Source organism: Alteriqipengyuania abyssalis (genome assembly GCF_019857185.1).
Classification (GTDB): Bacteria; Pseudomonadota; Alphaproteobacteria; order Sphingomonadales; family Sphingomonadaceae; genus Alteriqipengyuania; species Alteriqipengyuania abyssalis.
Window position 1 is genome coordinate 668,282 of record NZ_JAHWXP010000001.1, and the last position, 23,729, is coordinate 692,010.

Genomic DNA, 23,729 nt, shown 5'->3' on the forward strand with positions numbered 1-23,729 from the left:
TCCCCTTGAGGGGGAGGGTCGGGGTGGGGGCCTCTGCGCGCTCCGCATAGGCCGAACACCCACCCCAGCCCCTCCCTCAAGGGAGGGGAGTAAAAGGGTCACGCCTCCGGCAGGAAGTCCGGCACCGACAGATAGCGCTCGCCGGTATCGTAGTTGAAGCCGAGGACGCGCGAGCCTTCCGCAAGGTCGGGCAGCTTCTTCGCTATCGCGGCGAGCGTTGCGCCGCTGGAGATGCCGACCAGCATGCCTTCCTCGCGCGCGGCGCGGCGGGCCATTTCCTTGGCATCTTCGGGATCGACCTGAATCGCGCCGTCGATCGACTGCGTGTGCAGGTTTTCAGGCACGAAGCCCGCGCCGATGCCCTGGATCGGGTGCGGACCGGGCTCGCCGCCGTTGATCACGGGGGAGCCTGCGGGCTCGACCGCCCAGGCCTTCATCTCGGGCCAGTGGCGCTTCAGTTCCTCGGCGCAGCCGGTCAGGTGGCCGCCGGTGCCGACCCCTGTGATCAGCGCATCGACCGGACGGTCGGTGAAGTCGCAGAGGATTTCCTTGGCGGTGGTGCGCACGTGGACCTGCCAGTTGCTCTCGTTATCGAACTGGCTCGGCATCCACGCGCCTTCGGTCTGCTCGACCAGCTCCTGCGCGCGGGCAATGGCGCCCTTCATGCCGCCTTCCTTGGGCGTCAGGTCGAAACTCGCGCCGTAGGCGAGCATCAGGCGGCGGCGTTCGAGACTCATGCTCTCGGGCATGACCAGCACCAGCTTGTAGCCCTTGACCGCGGCAACCATCGCGAGGCCGATGCCGGTGTTGCCGCTGGTCGGCTCGATGATCGTGCCGCCGGGCTTGAGCTTGTCGGCCTTCTCCGCATCCTCGACCATGGCGAGCGCGATGCGGTCCTTGATCGAGCCGCCGGGGTTCGCGCGTTCGCTCTTCACCCACACGTCATGCTCGGGGAACAGGCGCGAGAGGCGGATATGCGGCGTGTTGCCGATGGTTTCGAGGATCGAGTCGGCTTTCATGGGATCTTCTCCTGCAAGGTCTGTTCAGGGGTTTCCTCTTCCAACGACGCAGGCGGGTCGAAGGTCCGGGTGTGCCGCAGAACGGGGAAAATTCGGCTCCACATCGCCACGGTGACGATCGCGCCGACCCCGCCGAAGATCACCGCGCCCGCCGGGCCGATGACGCTGGCGAGGAAGCCGGAGAACGCGTCGCCGCCTTCATTGGATGCGCTGATCGTCAGCAGGCTGGCGGAGGAAACGCGTCCGCGCTTCTCGTCAGGCGTGTGCAGCTGGATCAGCGACTGGCGGATATAGACGCTGAACATGTCCGCCGCGCCCACGATCACCAGCATCGCAAGGCTGAGCGGCATATAGCGCGAGAAGCCGAAGACGATGGTCGCAACGCCGAAGGCAGCCACCGCCCACAGCATCTTGGGCCCGACATTGTTCTTCAGCGGGCGGAAGCTGAACCACAGCGCGGTCACCGCCGCGCCGATCGCGGGGGCGGCGGCGAGCTGGGCGAGGCCGGTTTCGCCCACTTTCAGGATGTCGTAGGCAAAGGGCGGGAACAGCGCGGTCGCGCCGGCGAGGAACACCGCCATCAGATCGAGCGTGATCGCGCCGAGCACCATTTTGTTCTGGATCACGTAGCGCCAGCCATCGACGATCTGCCCGATCGGATGCTGCGCGCCATTGATCGGCGAGCGCGGCACCTTGCCGATGGTGCTGATGGAGATGATCGCGATCAGGAACAGGCCGCTGGCGATGGCATAGGGCAGGGCAGGCGCCGCGTCATAGGCATAGCCGCCCACCGCCGGGCCGACGATCATCCCGGTCTGCCATGCGATCGAAGACAGCGCGATTGCATTGGGCAGGATCGCCTTGGGCACGAGATTGGGCGCCAGCGCGGACAGGGCAGGGCCGTTGAACGCGCGGACCACGCCCAGCAGCACCGCGACAGAGAACAGCGCGGTCAGGTCGATATGGCCGGTATAGGTCGTCCACGCGAGAAAAGCCGCGCCCAGGAATTGCAGGCCGATCGTGAGGCGCGAGACGGTCTTGCGGTTGAAGCGATCGGCTGCAAGCCCGGAGAAGGGCGATAGCACGAACAGCGGCAGGAACTGCAGCAGCCCGATCAGCGCTAGCTGGCCCGATGCCTCGAACGCGTTGAGCCCGTTGCCGCGCGCAATGGTGTAGGTCTGCCACCCGATGATCAGCATCATCGCGTACTGGCCCACGATCATCGAGAATCGGGCGAGCAGGTAGGCGCGGAAATTATGGATCCGCAGCGGGGTGGAGTCTGGTTTTTCGGTAGCCGTCACCCGATCGCCATGGCAGGCGCGCGGGTGCTACAAAAGCAAATTCTGGGATGGGGTGGCCAAGTCTGGCTTGACCGCGGGCGAGGCTAGCGGGGGCGGCGCAGGCGCGGGTTGGGCTGCAGCTCGTCGATCATCAGCAGGAAATCGTCCACCCGGATCAGCCGTTCGAACTGGAACCCGGCGCGATTTTCCTTGGTCCAGATCAGATAGGCCTCGATCCGGCCAATCACCGGGAAGCTCACGATCACGCGGTCGCCGCGCGCGCCGTCGCTGGCATTGTCGATCATGAAGCCGGTGGCGGACACGTTGCTGATGTGGAACGGCACGTCGCCGCGACCGAAATAGTCCGCGATCACATCGTAATCGACCGGATGGCGGATCGCCGCCCGCTGGTCAGGTACACTCAGATGCGATGCCACTTGCCTGTTCCTCTCTCGGCTCTGACGGGGATGTCCAAGGCCCCGACTTATCCGACCCAAAGGCTGATTTTGGGTTAAGCCCCCTTGTCCTAATTCGGGACAAAAGGATGCGTTCCGAAAGACTTACGCAGAGCCTAGCGCAGCAGGATCGCGTGCTTCTTGCGCCCCAGCGACAGACGGCGCTGTTCGCCTTCCGCGACGTTCAGAACCATGGCAGGGTCGCTCAACACCTCGTCGTCGAGCCGCACCGCGCCTTCCGCGATCTTGCGCTTGGCTTCCTTGTTGGAGGCGGTGAAGCCCAGCGCGCTGAGTGCTGCGGGCAGGGCCATGCCATCGCCCACCGAAAGCGTGGGCAGGTCGCCGCCCGCGCCCCCGGCGAAGGTTTCGCGCGCAGTCGCCTCCGCCGCGGCCGCCGCATCCTCGCCACGCACCAGCGCGGTCACCGCATTGGCGAGCGCGACCTTGGCGTCGTTGATCTCCGCCCCCTCGAGCCGTTCGAGCCGCTCGATCTCGTCGAGCGGAATATCGGTGAACAGGCGCAGGAAGCGACCCACGTCGCGGTCGTCGGTATTGCGCCAGAACTGCCAGAAATCGTAGGCGGGCAGCATGTCTTCATTGAGCCAGACCGCGCCGCTGGCGGTCTTGCCCATCTTCTTGCCATCCGCGGTCGTCAGCAGGGGGGTGGTGAAGCCGAAGAGTTCGCCACCGCCGGTACGCCGGGTCAGCTCGATCCCGTTGACGATATTGCCCCACTGATCGCTGCCGCCCATCTGCAAACGACAGCCATAGCGCTGCGCCAGTTCGCGGAAATCGTAGGCCTGCAGGATCATGTAATTGAATTCGAGGAAGGTCAGCGGCTGCTCGCGGTCGAGCCGCATCTTGACCGAATCGAAGGTCAGCATGCGGTTGACCGTGAAGTGCGGGCCGACATCGCGCAGCAGATCGAGATAGCCCAGGCCGCTGAGCCATTCGTCGTTGTTGACCATCACCGCGTCGGTGGGCCCGTCACCGAAGGTCAGGATGCGTTCGAAGACCTTGCGAATGCTCGCAATATTGGCCGCGATAACCTCTTCGGTCATCAGCTGGCGGCTCTCGTCGCGGCCCGAGGGGTCACCGATCTTGCCGGTGCCGCCACCCATCACGACGATCGGCTTGTGCCCGGTCTGCTGCAACCGGCGCAGCAGCATGATCTGGACCAGCGATCCGACATGCAGGCTCGATGCGGTCGGATCGAAACCGACATATCCTGGGACAATCTGCTCGGAAGCAAGCAAATCAAGTCTTTCCGCATCGGTGATTTGATGCGTATAGTGCCGCTGGTCGAGCACGTTCAGAAGTTCGGATCGATAGCTGGGCACTGGTTCCTCCGGGGGGAATGACCGGGCCCGCTAGCATGGGGGGTCGAAAATGCAAACGTACAGGTTGAAACCGCATCCAACCACGCCGCCGCTCGACGTGAGCGCAATCTCGGTCACCATGATGCGCCTGATGGGCGGCGAGCTGCTTCTGCGCTATCGCATCAACCAGGCGGCCAAGGTCGTGGTGCCGCGCGGCTTCGCACATCGCAGCGAGGAAGATCTGTGGCGGCGGACCTGCCTGGAATTCTTCGTCTACGACCAGAACGGGCGCTACCGCGAATTCAACTTCGCACCCGCTGGCGACTGGGCCGCGTTCCAGTTCGCCTCCTATCGCAAGCGCGTTGGCGATTATGTGCCCGAGGTGCCGCCGCAGATCGATTTCCAGCGTGGCCCTCAGGTCATCACGGTAACCGTGCGGCTGCCCGCACGCGTGCTGGACGGGGTCAGCTCCGCTTCGCTATGCGCGGTGATCGAGGAAGAAGGCGGGCACCATTCGCTATGGTCGATGGCCCACCGCCGGGACGAGCCGGACTTCCATGATCCGATGAGCTTTGCCATCCGTTTCGGCAGCAGCGCACCGGCCAAACCCAAAGAGGCACTTCAGCACGCATGAAATTCGGGATCGACCGGCTTCTTTCAGAGCCGGACTTGCGCAAACCACTCGAAGGCAAGCGGGTCGCGCTTGTTGCCCACCCGGCATCGGTCACGAGGGATCTGGAGCACAGTCTCGACGCGCTGGTCGCCGCGGGGGTGAACGTCACCTCCGCGTTCGGCCCGCAGCACGGGCTGAAGGGCGACAAGCAGGACAATATGGTGGAGACGGCGGACGAGACCGATCCCACCTACGGTATCCCCGTGTTCAGCCTCTATGGCGAGGTGCGCCGCCCCACCGGCCAGATGATGTCGAGCGCGGATGTCTTCCTGTTCGACCTGCAGGACCTGGGCTGCCGCATCTACACCTTCGTCACCACGCTGCTCTACCTGCTGGAAGAGGCTGCGAAGACGGGCAAGAGCGTGTGGGTGCTCGATCGCCCCAATCCCGCCGGTCGCCCGGTGGAAGGCACGATGCTGATGCCGGGGCAGGAAAGCTTCGTCGGGGCAGGGCCGATGCCGATGCGCCACGGCCTGACGATGGGCGAGATGGGCCACTGGTTCATCAAGCATTTCGGGCTCGACGTCGAATATCGGGTGATCGCGATGGAGGGTTGGGAGCCTGACGGAACCGGCCATGGCTGGCCCGAAAACCGCGTCTGGATCAACCCTTCGCCCAACGCCGCCAACGTCAACATGGCCCGCGCCTATGCGGGCACGGTGATGATCGAGGGCGCCACGCTGAGCGAGGGCCGGGGCACGACCCGCCCGCTCGAGGTGCTGTTCGGCGCGCCGGATATCGACGCCAAGGCGGTCCACGCCGAAATGCGCCGGATCGCGCCAAGCTGGCTGAAAGGCTGCGCGCTTCGCGAATGCTGGTTCGAACCGACCTTCCACAAGCACGCGGGCCAGCTGTGCAACGGGCTGATGATCCACGCAGAAGGGCCATTCTACGACCACACGCATTTCCGCCCGTGGCGGTTGCAGGCGCTCGCCTTCAAGGCGATCCGCGCGCTCTATCCGGATTACGAGATCTGGCGCGATTTTCCCTACGAATACGAGCTGGACCGGCTGGCGATCGACGTGATCAACGGTGGCCCGGCCCTGCGCGAATGGGTCGATGACACCTCCGCCTCTCCGGTAGACCTCGACCGGATGGCAGCGAACGACGAGACCGAATGGCGCGACCAGATCGAACGGGTCCTACTTTACTGATGAACAGCACACCCAACCCGCAACCCGCCATGTCCGTGGATGAGGCAAGGCGGCGGCTTATCGCCAATGGCAGCGATGTCGACGCGATGATCGCGATGGCCGACAATTTTCTTCTCGAGGGCGACCATCGGGCCGCGGCGAGTTATTACAATATCGGCCTGCAGCATCTGCACCGGCTCGGCCGAACGATGGGGCCGCAGGCGGAACACGTGAGCAGCACGATTGGCTGGCTCGATCAGCGCTTCGCGGAATATCTCGACAGGGGACTTGCAGAGCGGGGCTTCCCGAGAAAGGACTGGCACCCTCGATTCGCGAGTTCGATCGCGATCATGCAGGGCAAGGCAAGTCGTGCTCCCGTGCCTGTGCGCTATCCGCAAAATCCGCAGACCTTCTTCTACGATGGTCTACCGCTGAAGCATTTTGCGGAGCGCGAGACCTTCGCATGGACCGAAGCGGTCGAGGCGCAGGCCGATGAAATCCGCAGGGAGGGCGAGAGCCTGCTGATGGGCGCCGGCGGATTTGATCCGAAGGTCGAGACGAACGCCGACCATGCTGAGGGCGATGTGCGCGCCACGCGCGCAAATGGTGACTGGACCAATTTCGAACTGACCAGCAACGGCACATTCGTCGACGAACGTGCTGCGCTGTGTCCGGTGACGACAGCCAGTCTTACCGACAATGCGCCGCTTTGCCGGATTGTGTCACGCGCACCGACGTTGACGTTCTCGCTGCTTGCCGCAGGTCAGCGCACCCCGCCGAAACACGGGATGATGAACATACGTTTCACCTGTCATCTGCCGCTGGTCGTGCCGGGTGAGAGTGCGCTGCGTGTCGGCCCGCTCCAGAAAAGCTGGGAAGTGGGCAAGCTGATCATGTTCGACGATACGGTCGAACATCAAGCATGGAACAACGCGACCAAGGATGGACTGGCGCTGGTCTTCGATGTCTGGCGCCCGGAACTGGAAGAGGTGGAACGTGAACAGATCCAAGCGCTGTTCGCAACCGTCGACGCCTATTGATCGGTCGCGTCGTCCCCGGGTCAGAACGCCCCGGCGATCCACGCCACTGCCAGCGCGCCGGGGATGAACACCGCCTGCGCCAGCAGTGTGCCCGCCAGCCTGCTGAAGCTGATCCACACGATCGTGCGGCGGAATTCGGCTTCGCTGGTCTTCCCGTCGACCACATCGTCGGTCATCACCGAAATCTGCGGGTCGATCAGCGCGAACAGCAGGATCGTCGCGACCCCGTTGATCACGGCGGAGAGCTGCGAGGCGGTGACCCGGAATTCCGGGTTGAGATAGCCGGCGTAGATCGAGGCGAGCACCCCCACCACCAGCAGCGCCTGCGCCAGCGCATTGGCCACGAGCACGGTCCAGCTGACCCCGCGTGGCTTGCCGAGTCCGGTGAAGGTCGCTCGCGAGGGCGCGGCAATCGATTCGCGAATGATCCGCAGGCCGGTGGGCGAGGCGCTGCGCAGCAGCATCCGCCCGGTCGAACGATGGCGCTGGAAATGCCCGATCGCGACCGCGAACAGCCGCTGCGCGGTCGGCACCAGCACGATGCCTACCAGCACGGCCAGACTTGCAGAGAGCAGCACGAGCCGGAAATCCCATGCGAGATCGTCGCCCCCGCCGAATTGCAACCGGTTCTCCACCCGCTTGGCAAGGAACGGCCCGAGGAAGCCGTTGGCGGTGCGCGAGACCAGCACCAGCACGTTGAACAGCGCAAAGCTCATCGCGATGCGCCGCGTGCGCACCCCCGCGATGCGGGCTGCGTAGGCCAGCGTGCCAATCAGATGAATGACGAAGGTCAGCAGGCAGATGACCAGCAATTGGGCGTCCATTGCGCGCTGCTTTAGGCGCGTGCCGGCTGCTCCGCTATCGATTTTGCATTTCGCCTCACGGATTTATCCGGACGGCGGACCGGCTGTACCAGCGCGACCAGCACGAAGCTGATCAGCATAAGCAGAAACCAGCTGCCCAGCTTCTCCGGCCCGACCGGCTGCCACCCGGCCTCCTGCCCGGGATAGTTCCACGCATTGGCGAAGGTCGCGATGTTCTCCGCCAGCCAGATGAACAGCGCGACCAGCCCGAAGCCCAGCAGCAACGGCATCCAGCGGTGTTCGCGGAAATTGCGGAAATAGATGCGCGTGCGCCAGAAGATCAGCGCGGTCGCCGCGAACAGCAGCCAGCGCAGGTCGATCCAGAAATGGTGGAGGAAGAAATTGGCGTAGATCGCGCCCGCCAGCAGCCATGTGGTCCAGACGGGCGGGTAGTGCGTATAGCGGAAATCGAAGATCCGCCATACGCGCGCGATATAGCTCCCGACGCTCGCATACATGAAGCCGGAGAACAGCGGCACGCCCGCGATTCTGAGCAGTGACGCCTCGGGATAGACCCATGATCCGGCGTAGGTCTTGAACACCTCCATCACCGTGCCGACCACGTGGAAGATCAGGATCACCTTCGCCTCATCCCAGGTCTCCAGCCGGAAGGCAAGCATGCCGATTTGGATGCCTAGCGCCGCGAGGGTCAGGAAGTCATAGCGGGCCAGCGGCGCGTCGTCGGGATAGAACAGGTGCGTCGCCAGCAGCAGCGCCAGCAGCAACCCGCCAAACAGGCAGGCCCACCCCTGCTTGAAGCCGAACAGCAGGAATTCGTACAGCCACAGCCGCCAGCCCCGCAGACCCTTGGCGCCGGGATCGAAGGCTTCCAGCCGCTGCCGGATCTGCTGGAAGCGGCTCGCGCCGCCCGCCTCAACCACCTGTCAGCACTGGCGTCATCAGAGCGATGTAGCCGACGAATCCGAGCAGGACGACGGGCACGAGTACCCGGTGGAGGATTGGTCGGTCGGCCCAGCCAAGCACTGCGAAAACGATCAGGAATAGGGCATGAAAGCCAAGGTCGATCGGTGGCAGGATGGTTCCGTCGACGATCAGCGCACGCACCGGACTGGAGACGACATAGGCGACCGCCAGGCCGTAGATCGCACGCTTCTCCCGAAAATAGTGTTCGCGAAGGTCGATCGATTCTGCGGCCTCGCTGCGCGGGAAAGTGACCGCTGCGATCATATAGATTATCGTCGCCTGAAGCAGGATCATGCCGAAGCTGAGGAAATTCCAGTCGTTGCGTCCGGCAAGACCGAAGCTTTCCCACCAGTTCTGCGCGACGATCAGCAGCACAATCACCGACCAGACCAGCACCGGGCCATACAGCTGCGTCCTGGTGCGGGTCAGGATCAGGTCGCGATAGCCCAGCAGCACCTGCTGGATCGCCAGCCCGAGGATGATCGAAGTGAGGACGGCCAGGTAAAGAAACGCCTCGCTCGCCTGCACCATCGCATCAGGCCCCGTGCTTGCGGCTGAGCTCGCGCATCGCGTCGTCCAGCCCGTCGAGCGTCAGCGGGTACATGCGGTCGTTGACCAGCTTCTTCATCATGCTGGTCGACTGCGAATAGCTCCACTGCCGCTCGGGGATCGGGTTGAGCCACACGGTCGCGGGATAGGTGTTGGTCATCCGCTGCATCCATGTGGCGCCCGCTTCCTCGTTCATGTGCTCGACCGAGCCGCCGGGATGCGAAATCTCGTAGGGGCTCATCGCGGCATCGCCGACGAACACGATCTTGTAGTCGTGGCCGAACTTGTGGAGGATGTCCCAGGTCTTGGTCCGCTCCTGCCAGCGGCGGCGGTTGTCCTTCCACACGCCTTCGTAGAGGCAGTTGTGGAAGTAGAAGAATTCGAGGTTCTTGAACTCGGATGTGGCCGCGCTGAACAGCTCTTCGGTCACCTTGATGAACGGGTCCATCGACCCGCCGACATCGAGAAACAGCAGCAGCTTCACCGCATTCCTGCGCTCGGGCCGCATGTGGATGTCGAGCCAGCCCTGCTTGGCGGTGCCGCGGATCGTCTGGTCGATATCCAGCTCGTCCGCCGCGCCTTCGCGCGCGAAACGGCGCAGACGGCGCAGCGCCATCTTGATGTTGCGGGTGCCCAGTTCCTTGGTGTTGTCGAGGTTCTTGAACTCGCGCTTTTCCCAGACTTTGACGGCGCGCTTGTTCTTCGATTCACCGCCGATGCGGACGCCTTCGGGGTGATAGCCGGAGTGGCCGAAGGGCGAGGTGCCGCCCGTGCCGATCCACTTGTTGCCGCCCTCGTGCCGCTCCTTCTGTTCTTCGAGCCGCTTCTTGAGCGTATCCATGAGCTCGTCCCACGAACCCATCTTCTCGATCTGCGCCATTTCCTCCTCGGTGAGGAATTTCTCGGCCACCGCCTTCAGCCAGTCCTCGGGAATCTCGACCGGGTTCTGCCCATAGTCGGACATGATGCCCTTGAAGACCTTGGCGAACACCTGGTCGAACCGGTCGAGCAGGCCTTCATCCTTCACGAAGGTCGCGCGCGCGAGGTAGTAGAACGCCTCGGGCGTCTGCTCGATCACATCCTTGTCGAGCGCCTCGAGCAGCGTGAGATGCTCCTTGAGGCTGGCGGAAATGCCCGCTGCGCGCAGCTCGTCGACGAAATTCAAAAACACTGGCAACCGCTCCTTCAGCAGCCTGCATGCCTAGGATGATGGAGGGAATGGGGCAACAGTTCCGCGCTCAATCGCGCTCGGCTGCGCAAATCGCATTGAACCGAATCGGCCGCCGCCCCATCAATGAAAATATGGTTAAAGCGGGCTTTACCATAATCAGCGTGGCGACCGCATTATGTGCGGCGCTGCTGCTCGTCACGTCGGCAGGGCGTGTGCTGGAGATTCAGACTTCGGCCAATGCGGCGGAGAATATCGAATATGTCTCCAACCCGGTGGTCCAGAAAGTGCCGCCGCGGCCGCCCAAGCCGGTGCCCGCTGCCACTGCAACGAAGGTCGATGGAGCGACATTGCCTCCGGCGGTGAGTGCGGTGCTCAAGTCGGGCGTGCTGATCGTCATCAGCAAGCCATCGCAGACGATGTACGTGTTCAAGGATGGTGCGCTGTGGAACAGCTCGCCCGTCTCGACCGGCAAGCGCGGGCACACCACGCCATCGGGCATGTTCCCGATCCTGCAGAAGCGGACCTTCCATCGCTCCAACATCTATTCCAACGCGCCGATGCCGCACATGCAGCGGCTGACCTGGGGCGGGATCGCGATCCACGCGGGCAAGCTTCCCGGCTATCCGGCATCGCATGGCTGCATCCGCCTGCCCGCCGATTTCGCGCGCGCGCTTTTTGCGCTGACCCGGCCGGAGACCACCACCGTGGTCGTGACCGATCAGCGCGTCGGCTCGGACGAGACGGCAAGGCGGGTCGCGCTCAACATGCCCAATCCGCTGCCGGGTGCGCGGGGCCATCTGGTCCAGCGGCCAGAGCCGCCGCTCAAGGACATGACGCCGCTACGGGAGAGCGAACCGCGCTTGGCGCGAGCTGAACAGACCCAGTCAGAACCGCGTCGCCCCGCGCTGGCCGAGGCCGCACGCCCGGCTTCGCAGCCGGTCGATCTGCTCGACCAGACCCGCCCGCGCGCTCGCGGACAGACGATCCAGCTGGCAGCCAAGAGCAGCCCCGGCGAGGCGGAAGCCTACTGGTCGCGCATCAGCGCGCGCTATCCCGAACTCGGCGAGTACGAGAAGGCGATCATCCCCGCGGTGGTCGACCGGCGGCAATATTACCGCCTGCGCGTGACCGGCCCCGGCGCCTTTGCCGCATGCAGCTCGCTCAAGCGTTCGGGCACGGACTGCTTCCCGGTGCAGTAAGGAGGGGGGCGAGGCCCGCCTGCCAAACACCTAATCAGGCGGGGGAAGCGTGATGGCGGACCCTTCCGCGGTACGCTCGACGCTCGCCATGACGCGGCTCTCCTCGAGCACCTGCATCATCTGATCGAACCCGGGAATGCTCTCGAAACCTTGGAAAAATTCGGTTTTCATGCCGTTGCCGATCGCGAGGATCACCGGAGGCGGCGTCTTCTTGTCCAGCGAGATATCGGCGGTTCCGACACTGGCTACCGTCCCGGAATCGCCGAACACGATCGCCGCAGGTTCGCCGCTCTCCGCCTCGCGGTAGAACATGCGCCCCGGCTTCGAACGAGCGTCGCGGCACAGGCGCGGGGTGTCGCGCTGACCCGTTTTCTCCGCGATCTGGTCCTGAACACTCTCGTCGTAGGAAATCGAAATTACCGTGGTCGCAGTAATCCAGTCGGTCGTCGACAGCTCTCGCCGGCCGACCTGCCCGCGCGCGGGCACGTTTCCGCAATCTGCAAGACGGTATGCGGGCGGTGCGGAGTAGGGCGGGGGCGTCAGCGGCAGTCCGGATGCGAGCAGCGCCAGTCGCTTGTCGAGCGTCTGTGCATCGACCTGTTTCGACGACAGCCGCAGCTTGATCAGCCAGTTACCGGAGCGGAACAGGGCCAGTGCGGTCGATCGATAAGGGCCATCCACCGGAAAGCTCGCCAGGACGCCGCTATCCTTGCCAATCGCCTCATCACCAAAAGTCGAAAAAAGCGCGCCTCCGGTATCGATGGTGCCCAACCGGTCATTGGTCGAAATCGCGCTGATGGCTGCATCTGCCATCATGGAGACATCGTAGCTGCCGGCCCGATAAGCGAAAACCGAGAGGATCTCGCTGTCGTCGGCGGTAAAATAGGTCGCGCCGATATTGTTCTCGTCCGCCAGATAGCTGACGATCCGATCGCGACCGAGGTCCCTGATCCGCGCGGGAAAATTCAGCCCGGTCGGTTCGTGAACCCAGTCCGCTTGCGGATCGACATCGAGCGGCTGCGGCTCGGCTGCGACCGGCGTCGCGCAACCGAGCGTGATCAAAATCAGAAGTGACAGGCGTGACATATGCTCCCCCTAGCGGGGAAGCATATGGGACAATTCACGCTCGACCTAGCTGGAATATGCTGCCCGAAGCAGCCTTAGCTCTGCCGCCGGCTCATGAAGGCGAGCCGTTCGAACAGCATGACGTCCTGTTCGTTCTTCAGCAGCGCGCCGTGCAGCGGCGGGATCGCCTTGTTGGGGTTCGCATCCTGCAGCACCTCGACCGGCATGTCCTCGTTCAGCAGCAGCTTGAGCCAGTCGAGCAGTTCGCTGGTGCTGGGCTTCTTCTTCAGGCCGGGCACTTCGCGGATGTCGTAGAAGATTTCCATCGCCTTGGTGACGAGGTTCTTCTGGATGCCGGGGAAGTGCACCTCGATGATCTCGCGCATCGTGTCGCGGTCGGGGAACGAGATGTAGTGAAAGAAGCAGCGGCGCAGGAAGGCGTCGGGCAGTTCCTTCTCGTTGTTCGAGGTGATGACCACGATCGGGCGTTCCTTCGCCTCGATCCGCTGCTGCGTTTCGTAAACGTCGAAGCTCATCCGGTCGAGTTCCTGCAACAGGTCGTTGGGGAACTCGATGTCGGCCTTGTCGATCTCGTCGATCAGCAGAACGGGCAGCTCGGGCGCCTCGAACGCCTCCCACAGCTTGCCCTTCTTGATGTAGTTCGAGATGTCGTGAACGCGCTCGTCGCCCAGCTGGCCGTCGCGCAGGCGGGCGACCGCGTCGTATTCGTACAGGCCCTGATGCGCCTTGGTGGTCGACTTCACGTTCCACTCGATCAGCGGAGCATCCACCGCCTTGGCGATCTCGTGCGCCAGCACGGTCTTGCCGGTGCCCGGCTCGCCCTTGACCAGAAGAGGGCGGCGCAGCGTCACCGCCGCGTTGACTGCCACCTTCAGATCGTCGGTCGCAATATAGTCTTTCGTGCCTTCGAAACGTTCCATCTACCGAGCCCTAGCAAGTCCTGTTTCGAAACTTGCTAGGGGCCTGCGCGGCGCGCTGCAAGGGGCCGCGCCTATTCCTTGAGCGTGAGGATGCGCTTGGCGATCATCAGCAGCGCGGTGGTGTCGATCTCGCTCGCGGGGTCCATCTGGCTGATTGCCAGCATGTACCAGCGCCCGTCGCCATCGCGCAGCAGCCACGAGAGGTTGCGCACCCCGGCCTCGGACCCGCCCTTGTAGCCGACATAACTCCACCCCTCGCGCTCCGCCTCGCTCAGCGCGGTGTTGACGCTCATGATCCGGCGCGCGGTATCTTCGGGCAGATCGGCGATCAGGCGCATCAGGCCCACCTCGTCACGCATGCTGGCGAACCATTCGATATCCTCGATCAGCACCGGCGTGCCCGAGGTGAACACCTCCATTACTCGCTTGCGGGTCAGTTCGTCGCTGTCGAGCGTTTCGAGCATCGCGCGCCGCTGCGCCTCGTTCGCAGCAGCATAGGCTTCGCCCATGTCGCCCGCCTTGATCGAGAACATCTCGCGCGTGGTGAGGAAGGGTAGCGTCTTGCCGCCGCCCGCGTGGCCGCTGGCGCGCATCTCCGCCTCGACCGCATCGCGCCCGACCGTGCGCATCACCAGATCGGTCGCGGTGTTGTCGCTGATCGAGATCATCAGGATCGCCGCGGTCTGGAGCGTCACCGGAGTGCCGCTGGGCCAGGTCTGCATGATGCCGCTTGGAAAGCTCTTGGCGTCGAGTGGCACGACATCGTCCCACGCGAGCCGTCCCTCGCCCACCGCTCGCGAGAGCGCGGCGAGGACGTATAGCTTGAACGCGGAGCCCAGCGCGTAGGGCCTTGCCGGATCGCCGTAGCTGTAGATCGCCTCACCATCGAGCGGCCCGAACCACGCCGCCGTACTGCCCGAAAGCGCGGCGATGTCCGCGTCGATCTTGTCCGGCCCGTCATCCAGCTGCTGGAAGTCCTGCAGCAGCAGCGTCTCGATCAGGAAGGGCGCCTGCGCCTGCAGGCCCAGCGGCCCGCTCGCCAGCGCCTTTTCGAAACGCAGCGTGATTTTGGCCGTGCTGGCATTGACCGGCTCGACCGTTTCGACGCCCATCGCCGCACCGAACTGCGAGGTCATCTGCTGGCTGATCTGCGCGAACTGTTCGGGCGAAACCTGCGCGAGGAACGCCGGGGCGAACACCTCGTCGGCCGGCTTCTCGCCTTTGATGACCGCGATCACATCGTCCGCGCGCGCTTCGAGGCGGGCCTGCAGCGCGGCCTCCTCGCCCGCCTCGGTGCCTGCCTGGGCATAGGCCGGGCTGGCAGTCGCGGCGAGGCTGGCGGCGGCCAGCGCGGTGCCGATCATCATTGCGCGAAGTGTCTGGATTTGCATGCTGGTTCTCCCCTTGCGGTTGCCTAACGATTTGCGTGACTTGACGAAATGGCTACACGCCGTCGCTCAGATTTCTCAGGATTCCCGATATGCCCACCGAACAGATCACCATCGCGACCACGCGCGGCTACGACCTCGCCGGGGCGCTCGAAATGCCGACCGGGCTGGTGCGCGGGGCGGCGGTGTTTGCGCATTGCTTTACCTGCACCAAGCAGAGCAAGGCGGCGGTCGAGGTGACGCGCGCGCTCGCCCGGCAGGGAATCGCGACGTTGCGGTTCGACTTTACCGGGCTGGGCGGCAGCGGCGGCGATTTCGGCCGCGCGGGCTTTGCCAGCGATATCGAGGATCTGGTCGCCTCCGCCGATCATTTGTGCACCCGGTTCGGCGGGCCGATCCTGATGATCGGGCACAGCCTGGGCGGGGCGGCGGTGCTCGCCGCGGCGGACATGATCGGGCACGATCGGATCGCGGGCGTCGCCACGATCGGCGCGCCGTCCGACGTTCCCCACGTGCTCGGCAATATCAACGGCGATCTCGCCGCGATCGAGCGGGACGGGCAGGGTAAGGTGACCATCGGCGGGCGCGCCTTCCACCTCAGCCGCGAATTCCTCGACAAGACGCGCGCGATCGACCTGCCCGAGGTGGTCGGTCGCCTGCGCCTGCCGATCCTGATCGCCCATTCGCCGACCGACCAGATCGTGGGGATCGAGAACGCCTCTGCGCTCTACGAAGCGGCGCGTCACCCGAAGAGCTTCATCAGCCTTGGCGAGGCGGATCACCTGCTGACCAGAGCGGACGATGCGCATTTCATTGCGGATATCATCGCCGCATGGGGTGCGCGCTACCTGCCGATGAAGGCGGACTGGCCGCATCCGGAGAACGGCGTGGTCGTGTGCACCGGCCACGGCAAGTTCGGCACCGAGGTGCACACCCCCTCGCACCGCTTCGTCGCGGACGAGCCGCGCGGCCACGGCGGCGACGATACCGGACCCACGCCCTACGACCTGCTGAACGCAGCGCTGGGCACCTGCACCGCTATGACGATGAAGATGTACGCGGATCGCAAGGGCCTGCCCTTCGAAGGCGCGCGGGTGGCGGTGACGCACGAGCGTGACCACGGGCGGGACTGCGACCATTGCGAGGAAGACGACGCGAAGGTCCAGGCGCTCCACCGCGAGATCACGCTGCTGGGCGACGGTCTGACCGCCGAGCAGCGCGACCGGCTGATCGAGATCGCGGACAAGTGCCCGGTCCACCGCACGCTCGAAGGCAGCCTGCACATCCATACCACGCGGAGCGAATAGGCCTGGGGATAGGGCGGCATGGCGGGTCACGCCGCCTCCAGCTCCTCGGCCTGCCGCTGCAGCGCCTTCGCGGTACGCAGGTTGAGCCAGATGACGAAGCCGAAGAAGGCGAGGGTAGCGCCGAAAGGCAGGCCGATCCGCTCGACGATCTCGGCTGCCGGGCGTACGCCCATCGCCTTGATCGCGACCGTGCCGTAGACACCCAGAACACTGGGCACGAACGGCGCGACGTACCACAGCGGAACCTTGCGCAGCGCGTCGGCCTGCCGCCGGTACTGCGCGCTCAGATGGCTCCGGCAGTCCTCTTCCGGACGACGCGCGAGATTCGATGCGCGGCGGTGCAGGTTCCACAGGACGAACAGCGTCGCCGGGACCATCAGCCCCATCGATCCGGCCAGCAACCATTCGCCCATCCCTGCGAACATCAGGCATGTCGGCACGCTGGCGAGCAGGACGAGCACGCCCGCCGCATATTCCAGGATATTGCGCCGACGGATCTTGCGTTCGAATGTACTGCTGCGGTCCATGAGATTCTCCGGCTTGGTGAAGGTTTCGGCAGCGCCCTCGGCCTGCCAGATCTGCTTGAGATCATCGGTCATGGTCGATCTCCGGAAGTTCGAATTGCGCGGCGAGCTTTTCCCTCAACCGCGAGAGGCGGGTGGCGACCGCGCCGCTGGACAGTCCCGTCACCTCCGCGATCTCCGCGCCCGAATGGCCTTCGAGCCACAGCAGGATCACCTGCGCGTCGAGCAGGGGGAGGGTGCGGATGATAGCGTGGAGGCGCTGGAGCGCGTGGGTCTCGGCCCGCGCCACCTCGCCTTCACCGGTCGCGGTCAGGCTGTCGAGTTCATCGATATCGACGGTGGCAGGCTTGCGCGCATCGCGCCCGACATGGTCCGCCGCAACATTGTGGGCGACGCGAAACACCCAGGTCTTGAGCGCGCACTTGCCATCGAAGCGTTCGAAACTGCGCCACAGCTCCAGATGGATATCCTGCTCCAGATCGCGCGCCTTGTCCGCATCGCGCTCCATCGCCCGGGCGAGCCGCGCAATAGCTGGCGCGAACTGCTCGCCCGCCTGGTGGTAGAGTGTGGCCTGTTGCCCGGTCATGACCCTTTAGTCGGCCACGGAGCGGATTTCTTACAGGGGGCAAGGGATTTTTTTGTCGGCAAGCCCCCCTCATCCAAGCATCGCTAGTCGCTGTCGCGACAAGCTCAGCTATCCTTCTCCCGAGGGAGAAGGATATGAAGACTTGGCGGCTTTGCTGCCTAGTCGCAGTTGGATGAGGGGTGGGAGTCGATGAAACCAGTCAAGCGCGCCCGCGCGCTACGCAAGGCATCGACCGATGCCGAAGCGCTGCTTTGGTCGCGCCTCCGCAATCGTCAGTTCCGCAATCTCAAATTCCGCAGGCAAGTCCCGCTCGGCCATTACATCGTCGACTTCTATTGCCACGAGTTTCAGCTCGTCATCGAACTCGACGGCGGCCAGCATTCCGAAGAGGTCGACCGGTCGCGCACCCAATGGCTGGAAGGCGAAGGTTATCGTGTTGTGCGGTTCTGGAACAACGAGGTGCTGGAAAATACTGATGGCGTACTTGCGAAACTGGAGCGGCAGGTAGGCCCCTCATCCAACTCCGGCTAGGCGCTTCGCGCCAAGCCTGCGTATCCTTCTCCCGTTGGGAGAAGGATGGCAGAGCTTGTCACGCAAGTGACTAGCGGCGCCTGGATGAGGGGTAATCCCCCTCACGCATCGATCAGCTCGCGATCCAGATCGCCCGCCTTGTTCTGGATGAACTGGAAGCGGTGCTCCGGATTGCGGCCCATCAGCTGGCCGACCAGTTCCTTCACCGCCGCGCGGTCCTCGAACTCGGGGGGCAGGGTGATGCGGATCAGGCTGCGGCTGTCCGGGTGCATGGTGGTCTCGCGCAGCTGCGCGGGGTTCATTTCGCCGAGGCCCTTGAACCGGCTGATCTCGATCTTCTTGCCCTTGAAGACGGTCTCTTCCAGCTCGCGCCGGTGTTCCTCGTCACGGGCATAGCGGCTCTCCTTGCCCGCGGTCAGGCGGTAGAGCGGCGGCTGGGCAAGAAACAGGTGCCCCTTGCGGACGATGTCCGGCATTTCCTGGAAGAAGAACGTCATCAGCAGCGTCGCGATATGCGCGCCGTCGACATCGGCATCGGTCATGATGACCACGCGGTCGTAGCGCAGCTGATCCGCGTCGCAATCCTTGCGCACCCCGCAGCCGAGCGCGAGGATGAGGTCCGCGATTTCGCTGTTGGCGCGGATCTTGTCGGCGGACGCGCTCGCGACGTTGAGGATCTTGCCGCGTATCGGCAGGATCGCCTGCGTCTTGCGGTCGCGCGCCTGCTTGGCACTGCCGCCCGCGGAATCGCCCTCGACGATGAACAGCTCGGTTTCCTTGTCGCCTTCGCCCGAACAGTCGGTCAGCTTGCCCGGCAGGCGCAGCTTCTTCGCATTGGTGGCGGTCTTGCGTTTGACCTCGCGCTCCGCCCGGCGGCGCAGGCGTTCGTCCATCCGCTCCATCACCTCGCCCAGCAGCGCCTTCCCGCGCTCCATATTGTCGGCGAGGAAGTGGTCGAAATGGTCGCGCACCGCGTTCTCGACCAGCTTGGTCGCTTCCGGGCTGGTCAGCCGGTCCTTGGTCTGACTCTGGAACTGGGGATCGCGGATGAAGACGCTCAGCAGCACCTCGGCGCCCGCCATCACGTCGTCGGCGGAAATGTCCTTCGCCTTCTTCTGGCCGACCAGTTCGCCGAATGCGCGCAGCCCCTTGGTGAGCGCATTGCGCAGCCCCTGCTCGTGCGTCCCGCCGTCGGGCGTGGGAACGGTGTTGCAGTACCAGCTGGTCGCCGCGTCCGAGAACAGCGGCCAGGCGATCGCCCATTCGACGCGCCCGTTGGACACGCCATCGACGCTCGGGAAATCCTGGCTGCCGGCGAAGGGCTGCGCAGTGACGCATTCGCGCCCGGCGACGCGCTGCGTCAGATGATCGGCAAGCCCGCCGGGGAACTTGAAGGTTTCCTCCTCGGGCACATCGTCGGTCGCGAGGCTGGGGGCGCATTTCCACCGGATCTCGACCCCGGCGAAGAGGTAGGCCTTGGAGCGCGCGAGCTTGAACAGCCGCTTGGCACTGAACTGGCGCGGGCCGAAAATCTCCGGGTCGGGCGTGAAGCTGACCGTGGTGCCGCGCCGGTTGGGCGCCGCGCCGACCGTCTCGATCGGGCCCAGCGTCTGCCCCTTGGAGAATTCCTGCGCATAGAGCGTCTTGTCGCGCGCAACCTCGACCCGGGTGTGTTCGGACAGCGCGTTGACCACGCTGACGCCGACGCCGTGCAGGCCGCCCGAGGTCGCATAGGCTTTCCCTGAGAACTTGCCGCCCGAGTGGAGGGTGGAAAGGATCACCTCCAGCGTGGACTTGCCGGGGAACTTGGGATGCTCGTCGATCGGCATGCCGCGCCCGTTATCGGCGATGGTCAGCCGGTTGCCTTCTTCCAGCTTGACCTCGATCCGGGTCGCGTGGCCCGCCACCGCCTCGTCCATCGAGTTGTCGAGAACCTCGGCGGCGAGGTGGTGCAACGCGCGATCATCCGTCCCGCCGATATACATGCCGGGCCGGCGGCGCACGGGCTCCAGCCCTTCGAGCACCTCGATCGAGGAGGAATCGTAATCGCCGCTGGAGGTCGGCGTACCTTCGAACAGATCATCGGACATGGTCGTGAATGTGCGCGCCCCACCCGACTATAACAAGCCGGGTGGAACGCGATGTCCGCAATTTCCGCGTGCTAGAAGCTCTCGGGAGCGGGGGAGACCACCACGACCTGCCCGTCACGCACCTCGCGCACTTCGAGCGCGCGCTGGGCGGTCCCGTCGGTGCTGAAGCGGAACGCACCGTCGAGGCCGAGGAAGCCGCCCGCATCGGTCAGCTGACCGGTGGGGAAGGGGCGACCCGGCTGCCAGCCATTGCCCGCCACCCGCAGCGCGAGCAGCACGCCGTCATAGCCCAGCGTCGCGATCCGATAGGGGGAGTCGCCGAAGCGGCTGCGGTAGCTTTCCGAAAAGCGGCGATAGCGCGCATCGGACAGGGCGGAGAACAGCGCGCCCTGCATCACGCCTGCGGCGGGAATGGCGCTCTCACCGCTCCACAACTCGGTGCCGAGCAGCCGGGGGCCGGCCCCGGTCTCGTCGCGCAGCTCGGCCGCAGCGATGATCGCGAGCCGGGGGCTGTCGGCGATCATCACCGTGTCGAACCCGCCGCGTGCGCGCAGGCGCCGCGCGGCACTCGCGGCGGAGCCGTCGTTGCGCGAATAGCGTTCGGTCGCGACCAGGCTGCCGCCGACGCCGCGCAGCGCTTCGAGCAGGGCGAGCTCGGCCTGGCGGCCATATTCGCCCTCGGGCACCAGCGCGCCATAGGTTCGCGCGCCCTGTCCCTGCGCGAAGCGGACCGTCCGCGCCACCGACTGCGAGGGAGACAGGCCCATCAGGTAGACATCGGGCGAGGCCACGCTGACATCGTTGGAGAAGGCGATCAGCGGAATATTGCGCGGCCGCGCCTCGGCCAGAACGTCGGCGACGTTGCTGCCCAGCAGCGGGCCAAGGATCAGCTGGTTGCCGTCCGCCACCGCGCGGCGCGCTGCCTCACGGGCATTGTCGGCGGTGTCGTAGGTGGTGATACGCAGGCTGTCGGCATTGGTGTCGAGCAGGGCCATCGTGGTTGCATTGGCGATCGACTGGCCGACGCGCCCGTTGTCCCCCGTGGTCGGAACCAGCAGCGCGACCCGGTGGCGTGTGCTGTCGCCCGGTTCCTGCGGCAGAGGGGTGGGGCTGCTGCGATCGATCGGCGGCGGGGTCCGCCGGTCGTCGTTCGAGCCGGTCTGCCCGCTCGGCTGCGAGGGCGGCGGTGGGGAATAGGGCGGATCGACCTGCGGAATGATCTGGCACCCGGCGAGCAGCAGGCCCATGCCGAGGGTAAGGATCAGGCGGCGGCAGTGGATCAAGCCGGTCTTGGTGGAGCCCATCATGCTTGCGAATATCCCCTGCGTTGGTCCATGGCTGGATTCGTGAACGATACCAGCGACGCCCATCCGAACGCCGCGCTTGCGCCGGGCCTGTATATCGTCGCGACCCCGATTGGCAATCTGAGCGACATAACCTTGCGGGCAGTCGACGTGCTTTCGCGGTGCGACGGTGTTGCGTGCGAGGATACGCGCGTCACCGGCAAGCTGATGAAGCACCTCGGCCTGTCCAAACCGCTGTGGCGATATAACGACCATGCCGAGGAGCGCGACCGGGCGCGCCTGATCGAGAGCATGCAGACCCGCGCCGTGGCGCTGGTCAGTGACGCGGGCACGCCGCTGATCTCCGACCCCGGATACCGCCTGGTCAACGCCGCGCGCGAGGCGGGGGTGGAGGTGCAGACCATCCCCGGCCCGTGCGCCGCGATCGCCGCGATCACTCTGGCGGGCCTGCCCAGCGACCGCTTCCTGTTCGCAGGCTTCCTGCCGGTGAAGGACAAGGCGCGCGGCGACATACTGGCCGAACTCGGCGGGATCGATGCGACGCTGCTGTTCTACGAAAGCGCGGGACGGCTGGCGAAATCGCTTGCCGCAATCGACACCGCGCTGCCCGGCCGCCGGGTGGGCGTGGCGCGCGAGCTGACCAAGCTGCACGAAGAATGCCGTGTGGATACGCCCGCGGCCCTGATCGCGCATTACGAAGCCAAGCCGCCCAGGGGTGAGATCGTGCTGCTGGTCGAACCGCCGCACGAGATCGAGGCGAGCCCGGAGGATGTCGATGCATTGTTGCGCGAGGCTCTGAAGACCGAGAAGGCGTCGCAGGCCGCAGCCAAAGTGGCCAAGGCGACCGGTGCGGACCGCAAGGCGCTCTATGCCCGGGCGATGGAACTGCGCGGATGACCGCCAAGCGCGAACGCGCCGAAAAGGCCGGTCGCGGCGGAGAGGAAGAGGCTGCCCGCTGGCTCGAAAGCGAGGGGTGGGAGATACTCGCCCGCCGCCGCAAGACGAAGCTCGGTGAAATCGACCTTGTTGCGCGCCGCGAAAACCTGATCGCCTTCGTCGAGGTCAAGTGGCGGCGCAGCGTGCCCGACCTCGACCTTGCGATCGACGAGCGGCGTCTGGCGCGGGTCGCGGCAGCGGTGGGCGCGGTGGCGCACGAGTATGCCACCAGTGGCGAGGATATCCGGATCGACGTGATCCTGCTTGCACCGGGCGCTCACCCTCGCCACATCGCCAACGCCTGGATGCCGTGAGATCCATCCAACACCGCTCATCCTGAGCCTGTCGAAGGATCGCATGTATTTCCAGCGCGGCACGGAAAAGAAGAACGGCCCTTCGACAAGCTCAGGGCGAGCGGGACAATGAATATGACTTTGAAAACCGCCTTCCAGATGGACCCGATCGAAAGCGTCAAGATCGCGGGCGATTCCAGCTTCGCGCTGATGCTCTCGGCGCAGGAGCGCGGGCATGAGGTGTGGCACTACGACGTGAAGAGCCTCGCGTGGGAAAGCGACGGCTCGCCCGCCGGGAAGATCACCGCCTTCGCGCGCCCGGTGCGTGTGCAGCGCGTGGAAGGCGATCACTTCGAATGGCTGGGCGAGCGGCGCGTGATCGACCTCGCGAAGGACATCGACGTCGTCTGGCTGCGGCAGGATCCGCCGTTCGACCTCGGCTACATCACCGCCGCCTTCCTGCTCGACCGGTTGAAGGGCACCACGCTGGTGGTCAACGACCCGCGCGAGGTGGTGAACGCGCCGGAAAAGATGTTCGTGCTCGATTACGCGCGCTTCATGCCACCGACGCTGATCGCGCGCAGGCTGGCGGATATTCAGGCGTTCCAGAAGAAGCACGGCGCGGTTGTGGTGAAACCGCTGCACGGCAATGGCGGCAAGGCGATCTTCAAGATCGACGAGCACGGCACCAACCTCTCGGCACTGTCCGAAGTCTTCGACAAGCAATGGCCCGAGGCGCACATGGTGCAGGCGTTCCTCCCCACGGTGAGCGAGGGCGACAAGCGGATCGTGCTGGTCGACGGCGAGGTCGCGGGCGCGATCAACCGCAAGCCGGGCGAGGGCGAGTTCCGCTCCAACCTCGCGCAGGGTGGCTCGGCCGAGGCGGCAACGCTGACCGCGCGCGAGGAAGAGATCTGCGCGGCGATGGGGCCGGAGCTGAAGCGGCGTGGGCTGGTGTTCGTCGGGATCGACGTGATCGGCGGCGAGTGGCTGACCGAGATCAACGTCACTTCGCCCACCGGCATCGTCGCGATCGACCGCTTCAACGGGACGGATACCGCAGGCGCGCTGTGGGACGCGACTGAACGGCGACACGCGGATATGACAAAGGGCTAATCCCGCTCGCCGCCTTTTAATCG

The 23,729-nt window shown here is 65.1% G+C and carries 24 protein-coding genes; 9 read left to right on the forward strand and 15 right to left on the reverse strand.

Annotated features, from left to right (window positions below):
- Positions 1-98: 98 nt before the first annotated feature.
- The 4 genes from cysK to tyrS form a co-directional block, all read right to left on the reverse strand.
- Positions 99-1,019: a cysteine synthase A gene (gene cysK / locus KYN89_RS03285; RefSeq protein WP_222823780.1), complete on the reverse strand. Its 921-nt coding sequence runs from the start codon at positions 1,017-1,019 to the stop codon at positions 99-101.
- A complete protein-coding gene (locus tag KYN89_RS03290) occupies positions 1,016-2,320 on the reverse strand; it encodes an MFS transporter (RefSeq protein ID WP_346727184.1) in 1,305 nt (434 codons plus the stop codon). Before KYN89_RS03290 ends, cysK begins: the two co-directional genes overlap by 4 nt.
- A gap of 83 nt (positions 2,321-2,403) precedes the next feature.
- A complete protein-coding gene (locus tag KYN89_RS03295) occupies positions 2,404-2,736 on the reverse strand; it encodes a PilZ domain-containing protein (RefSeq protein WP_197636340.1) in 333 nt (110 codons plus the stop codon).
- A 134-nt stretch (positions 2,737-2,870) separates the two neighbouring features.
- The gene (gene tyrS, locus KYN89_RS03300; RefSeq protein WP_222823781.1) at positions 2,871-4,094 is read right to left on the reverse strand and encodes a tyrosine--tRNA ligase; all 1,224 of its coding nucleotides are present in this window, start codon (positions 4,092-4,094) and stop codon (positions 2,871-2,873) included.
- A 64-nt stretch (positions 4,095-4,158) separates the two neighbouring features.
- Here tyrS and KYN89_RS03305 point away from each other — a divergent pair, with 64 nt between their 5' ends.
- From KYN89_RS03305 to KYN89_RS03315, 3 genes are all read left to right on the forward strand, one after another.
- Positions 4,159-4,707, forward strand: coding sequence for a DOMON-like domain-containing protein (locus KYN89_RS03305; protein ID WP_222823782.1), 549 nt, complete (start codon positions 4,159-4,161; stop codon positions 4,705-4,707).
- Entirely contained in the window at positions 4,704-5,900 is a 1,197-nt protein-coding gene (locus KYN89_RS03310) for an exo-beta-N-acetylmuramidase NamZ family protein (RefSeq protein ID WP_222823783.1), read from the forward strand. The genes KYN89_RS03305 and KYN89_RS03310 overlap by 4 nt, the downstream gene beginning before the upstream one ends.
- Positions 5,901-5,995: 95 nt before the next feature.
- A complete protein-coding gene (locus tag KYN89_RS03315) occupies positions 5,996-6,919 on the forward strand; it encodes an aspartyl/asparaginyl beta-hydroxylase domain-containing protein (RefSeq protein ID WP_222823784.1) in 924 nt (307 codons plus the stop codon).
- Between the two features lie 20 nt (positions 6,920-6,939).
- Here KYN89_RS03315 and KYN89_RS03320 read toward each other — a convergent pair whose 3' ends face one another.
- The 4 genes from KYN89_RS03320 to KYN89_RS03335 are packed head-to-tail and all read right to left on the reverse strand — an operon-like array spanning position 6,940 to position 10,426.
- Entirely contained in the window at positions 6,940-7,743 is an 804-nt protein-coding gene (locus KYN89_RS03320) for a lipid II flippase Amj family protein (protein ID WP_222823785.1), read from the reverse strand.
- 11 nt (positions 7,744-7,754) lie between these two features.
- Entirely contained in the window at positions 7,755-8,663 is a 909-nt protein-coding gene (locus tag KYN89_RS03325) for a DUF817 domain-containing protein (RefSeq protein WP_222823786.1), read from the reverse strand.
- Positions 8,656-9,237, reverse strand: a complete 582-nt coding sequence (locus tag KYN89_RS03330; protein WP_222823787.1) for a hypothetical protein — start codon at positions 9,235-9,237, stop codon at positions 8,656-8,658. Before KYN89_RS03330 ends, KYN89_RS03325 begins: the two co-directional genes overlap by 8 nt.
- Before the next feature lie 4 nt (positions 9,238-9,241).
- Positions 9,242-10,426, reverse strand: a complete 1,185-nt coding sequence (locus KYN89_RS03335; RefSeq protein WP_222823788.1) for a vWA domain-containing protein — start codon at positions 10,424-10,426, stop codon at positions 9,242-9,244.
- A gap of 131 nt (positions 10,427-10,557) precedes the next feature.
- Between KYN89_RS03335 and KYN89_RS03340 the strand changes: the two genes are divergently transcribed.
- Positions 10,558-11,625 carry a L,D-transpeptidase family protein gene (locus KYN89_RS03340; RefSeq protein WP_248284960.1) on the forward strand — a complete coding sequence of 356 codons (1,068 nt, stop codon included), beginning with the start codon at positions 10,558-10,560 and terminating at the stop codon, positions 11,623-11,625.
- 30 nt (positions 11,626-11,655) lie between these two features.
- Here the strand turns inward: KYN89_RS03340 and KYN89_RS03345 are convergent, their stop codons facing one another.
- From KYN89_RS03345 to KYN89_RS03355, 3 genes are all read right to left on the reverse strand, one after another.
- Positions 11,656-12,711 carry a hypothetical protein gene (locus tag KYN89_RS03345; protein WP_222823790.1) on the reverse strand — a complete coding sequence of 352 codons (1,056 nt, stop codon included), beginning with the start codon at positions 12,709-12,711 and terminating at the stop codon, positions 11,656-11,658.
- Between the two features lie 74 nt (positions 12,712-12,785).
- The gene (locus tag KYN89_RS03350) at positions 12,786-13,631 is read right to left on the reverse strand and encodes an AAA family ATPase (RefSeq protein WP_222823791.1); all 846 of its coding nucleotides are present in this window, start codon (positions 13,629-13,631) and stop codon (positions 12,786-12,788) included.
- Positions 13,632-13,702: 71 nt separating this feature from the next.
- Positions 13,703-15,022, reverse strand: coding sequence for a serine hydrolase (locus KYN89_RS03355; protein ID WP_248284961.1), 1,320 nt, complete (start codon positions 15,020-15,022; stop codon positions 13,703-13,705).
- 89 nt (positions 15,023-15,111) lie between these two features.
- On the opposite strand from KYN89_RS03355, the gene KYN89_RS03360 reads away from it, so the two are divergent.
- The gene (locus KYN89_RS03360; protein WP_222823792.1) at positions 15,112-16,326 is read left to right on the forward strand and encodes a bifunctional alpha/beta hydrolase/OsmC family protein; all 1,215 of its coding nucleotides are present in this window, start codon (positions 15,112-15,114) and stop codon (positions 16,324-16,326) included.
- 26 nt (positions 16,327-16,352) lie between these two features.
- Here the strand turns inward: KYN89_RS03360 and KYN89_RS03365 are convergent, their stop codons facing one another.
- Together KYN89_RS03365 and KYN89_RS03370 are read right to left on the reverse strand one after the other, a co-directional pair.
- Positions 16,353-16,925, reverse strand: coding sequence for a hypothetical protein (locus tag KYN89_RS03365; protein ID WP_222823793.1), 573 nt, complete (start codon positions 16,923-16,925; stop codon positions 16,353-16,355).
- On the reverse strand, positions 16,915-17,436 hold the full coding sequence (locus KYN89_RS03370) for an RNA polymerase sigma factor (RefSeq protein ID WP_222823794.1): 522 nt from the start codon (positions 17,434-17,436) through the stop codon (positions 16,915-16,917). The genes KYN89_RS03365 and KYN89_RS03370 overlap by 11 nt, the downstream gene beginning before the upstream one ends.
- A 189-nt stretch (positions 17,437-17,625) precedes the next feature.
- Between KYN89_RS03370 and KYN89_RS03375 the strand changes: the two genes are divergently transcribed.
- Positions 17,626-17,967 carry an endonuclease domain-containing protein gene (locus tag KYN89_RS03375; protein ID WP_222823795.1) on the forward strand — a complete coding sequence of 114 codons (342 nt, stop codon included), beginning with the start codon at positions 17,626-17,628 and terminating at the stop codon, positions 17,965-17,967.
- A 101-nt stretch (positions 17,968-18,068) separates the two neighbouring features.
- Here the strand turns inward: KYN89_RS03375 and parE are convergent, their stop codons facing one another.
- Complete coding sequence (gene parE, locus KYN89_RS03380) at positions 18,069-20,057, reverse strand: DNA topoisomerase IV subunit B (RefSeq protein WP_010238047.1); 1,989 nt, start codon at positions 20,055-20,057, stop codon at positions 18,069-18,071.
- Positions 20,058-20,128: 71 nt separating this feature from the next.
- Positions 20,129-21,364: a penicillin-binding protein activator gene (locus KYN89_RS03385; protein ID WP_222823796.1), complete on the reverse strand. Its 1,236-nt coding sequence runs from the start codon at positions 21,362-21,364 to the stop codon at positions 20,129-20,131.
- Positions 21,365-21,391: 27 nt separating this feature from the next.
- Between KYN89_RS03385 and rsmI the strand changes: the two genes are divergently transcribed.
- The 3 genes from rsmI to gshB all read left to right on the forward strand — a co-directional run bounded on the left by rsmI (position 21,392) and on the right by gshB (position 23,706).
- Complete coding sequence (gene rsmI, locus KYN89_RS03390; RefSeq protein ID WP_222823797.1) at positions 21,392-22,258, forward strand: 16S rRNA (cytidine(1402)-2'-O)-methyltransferase; 867 nt, start codon at positions 21,392-21,394, stop codon at positions 22,256-22,258.
- Positions 22,255-22,611: a YraN family protein gene (locus tag KYN89_RS03395; protein ID WP_222823798.1), complete on the forward strand. Its 357-nt coding sequence runs from the start codon at positions 22,255-22,257 to the stop codon at positions 22,609-22,611. The genes rsmI and KYN89_RS03395 overlap by 4 nt, the downstream gene beginning before the upstream one ends.
- Positions 22,612-22,725: 114 nt before the next feature.
- Entirely contained in the window at positions 22,726-23,706 is a 981-nt protein-coding gene (gene gshB / locus KYN89_RS03400; RefSeq protein WP_222823799.1) for a glutathione synthase, read from the forward strand.
- The last annotated feature ends 23 nt before the right edge of the window (positions 23,707-23,729 follow it).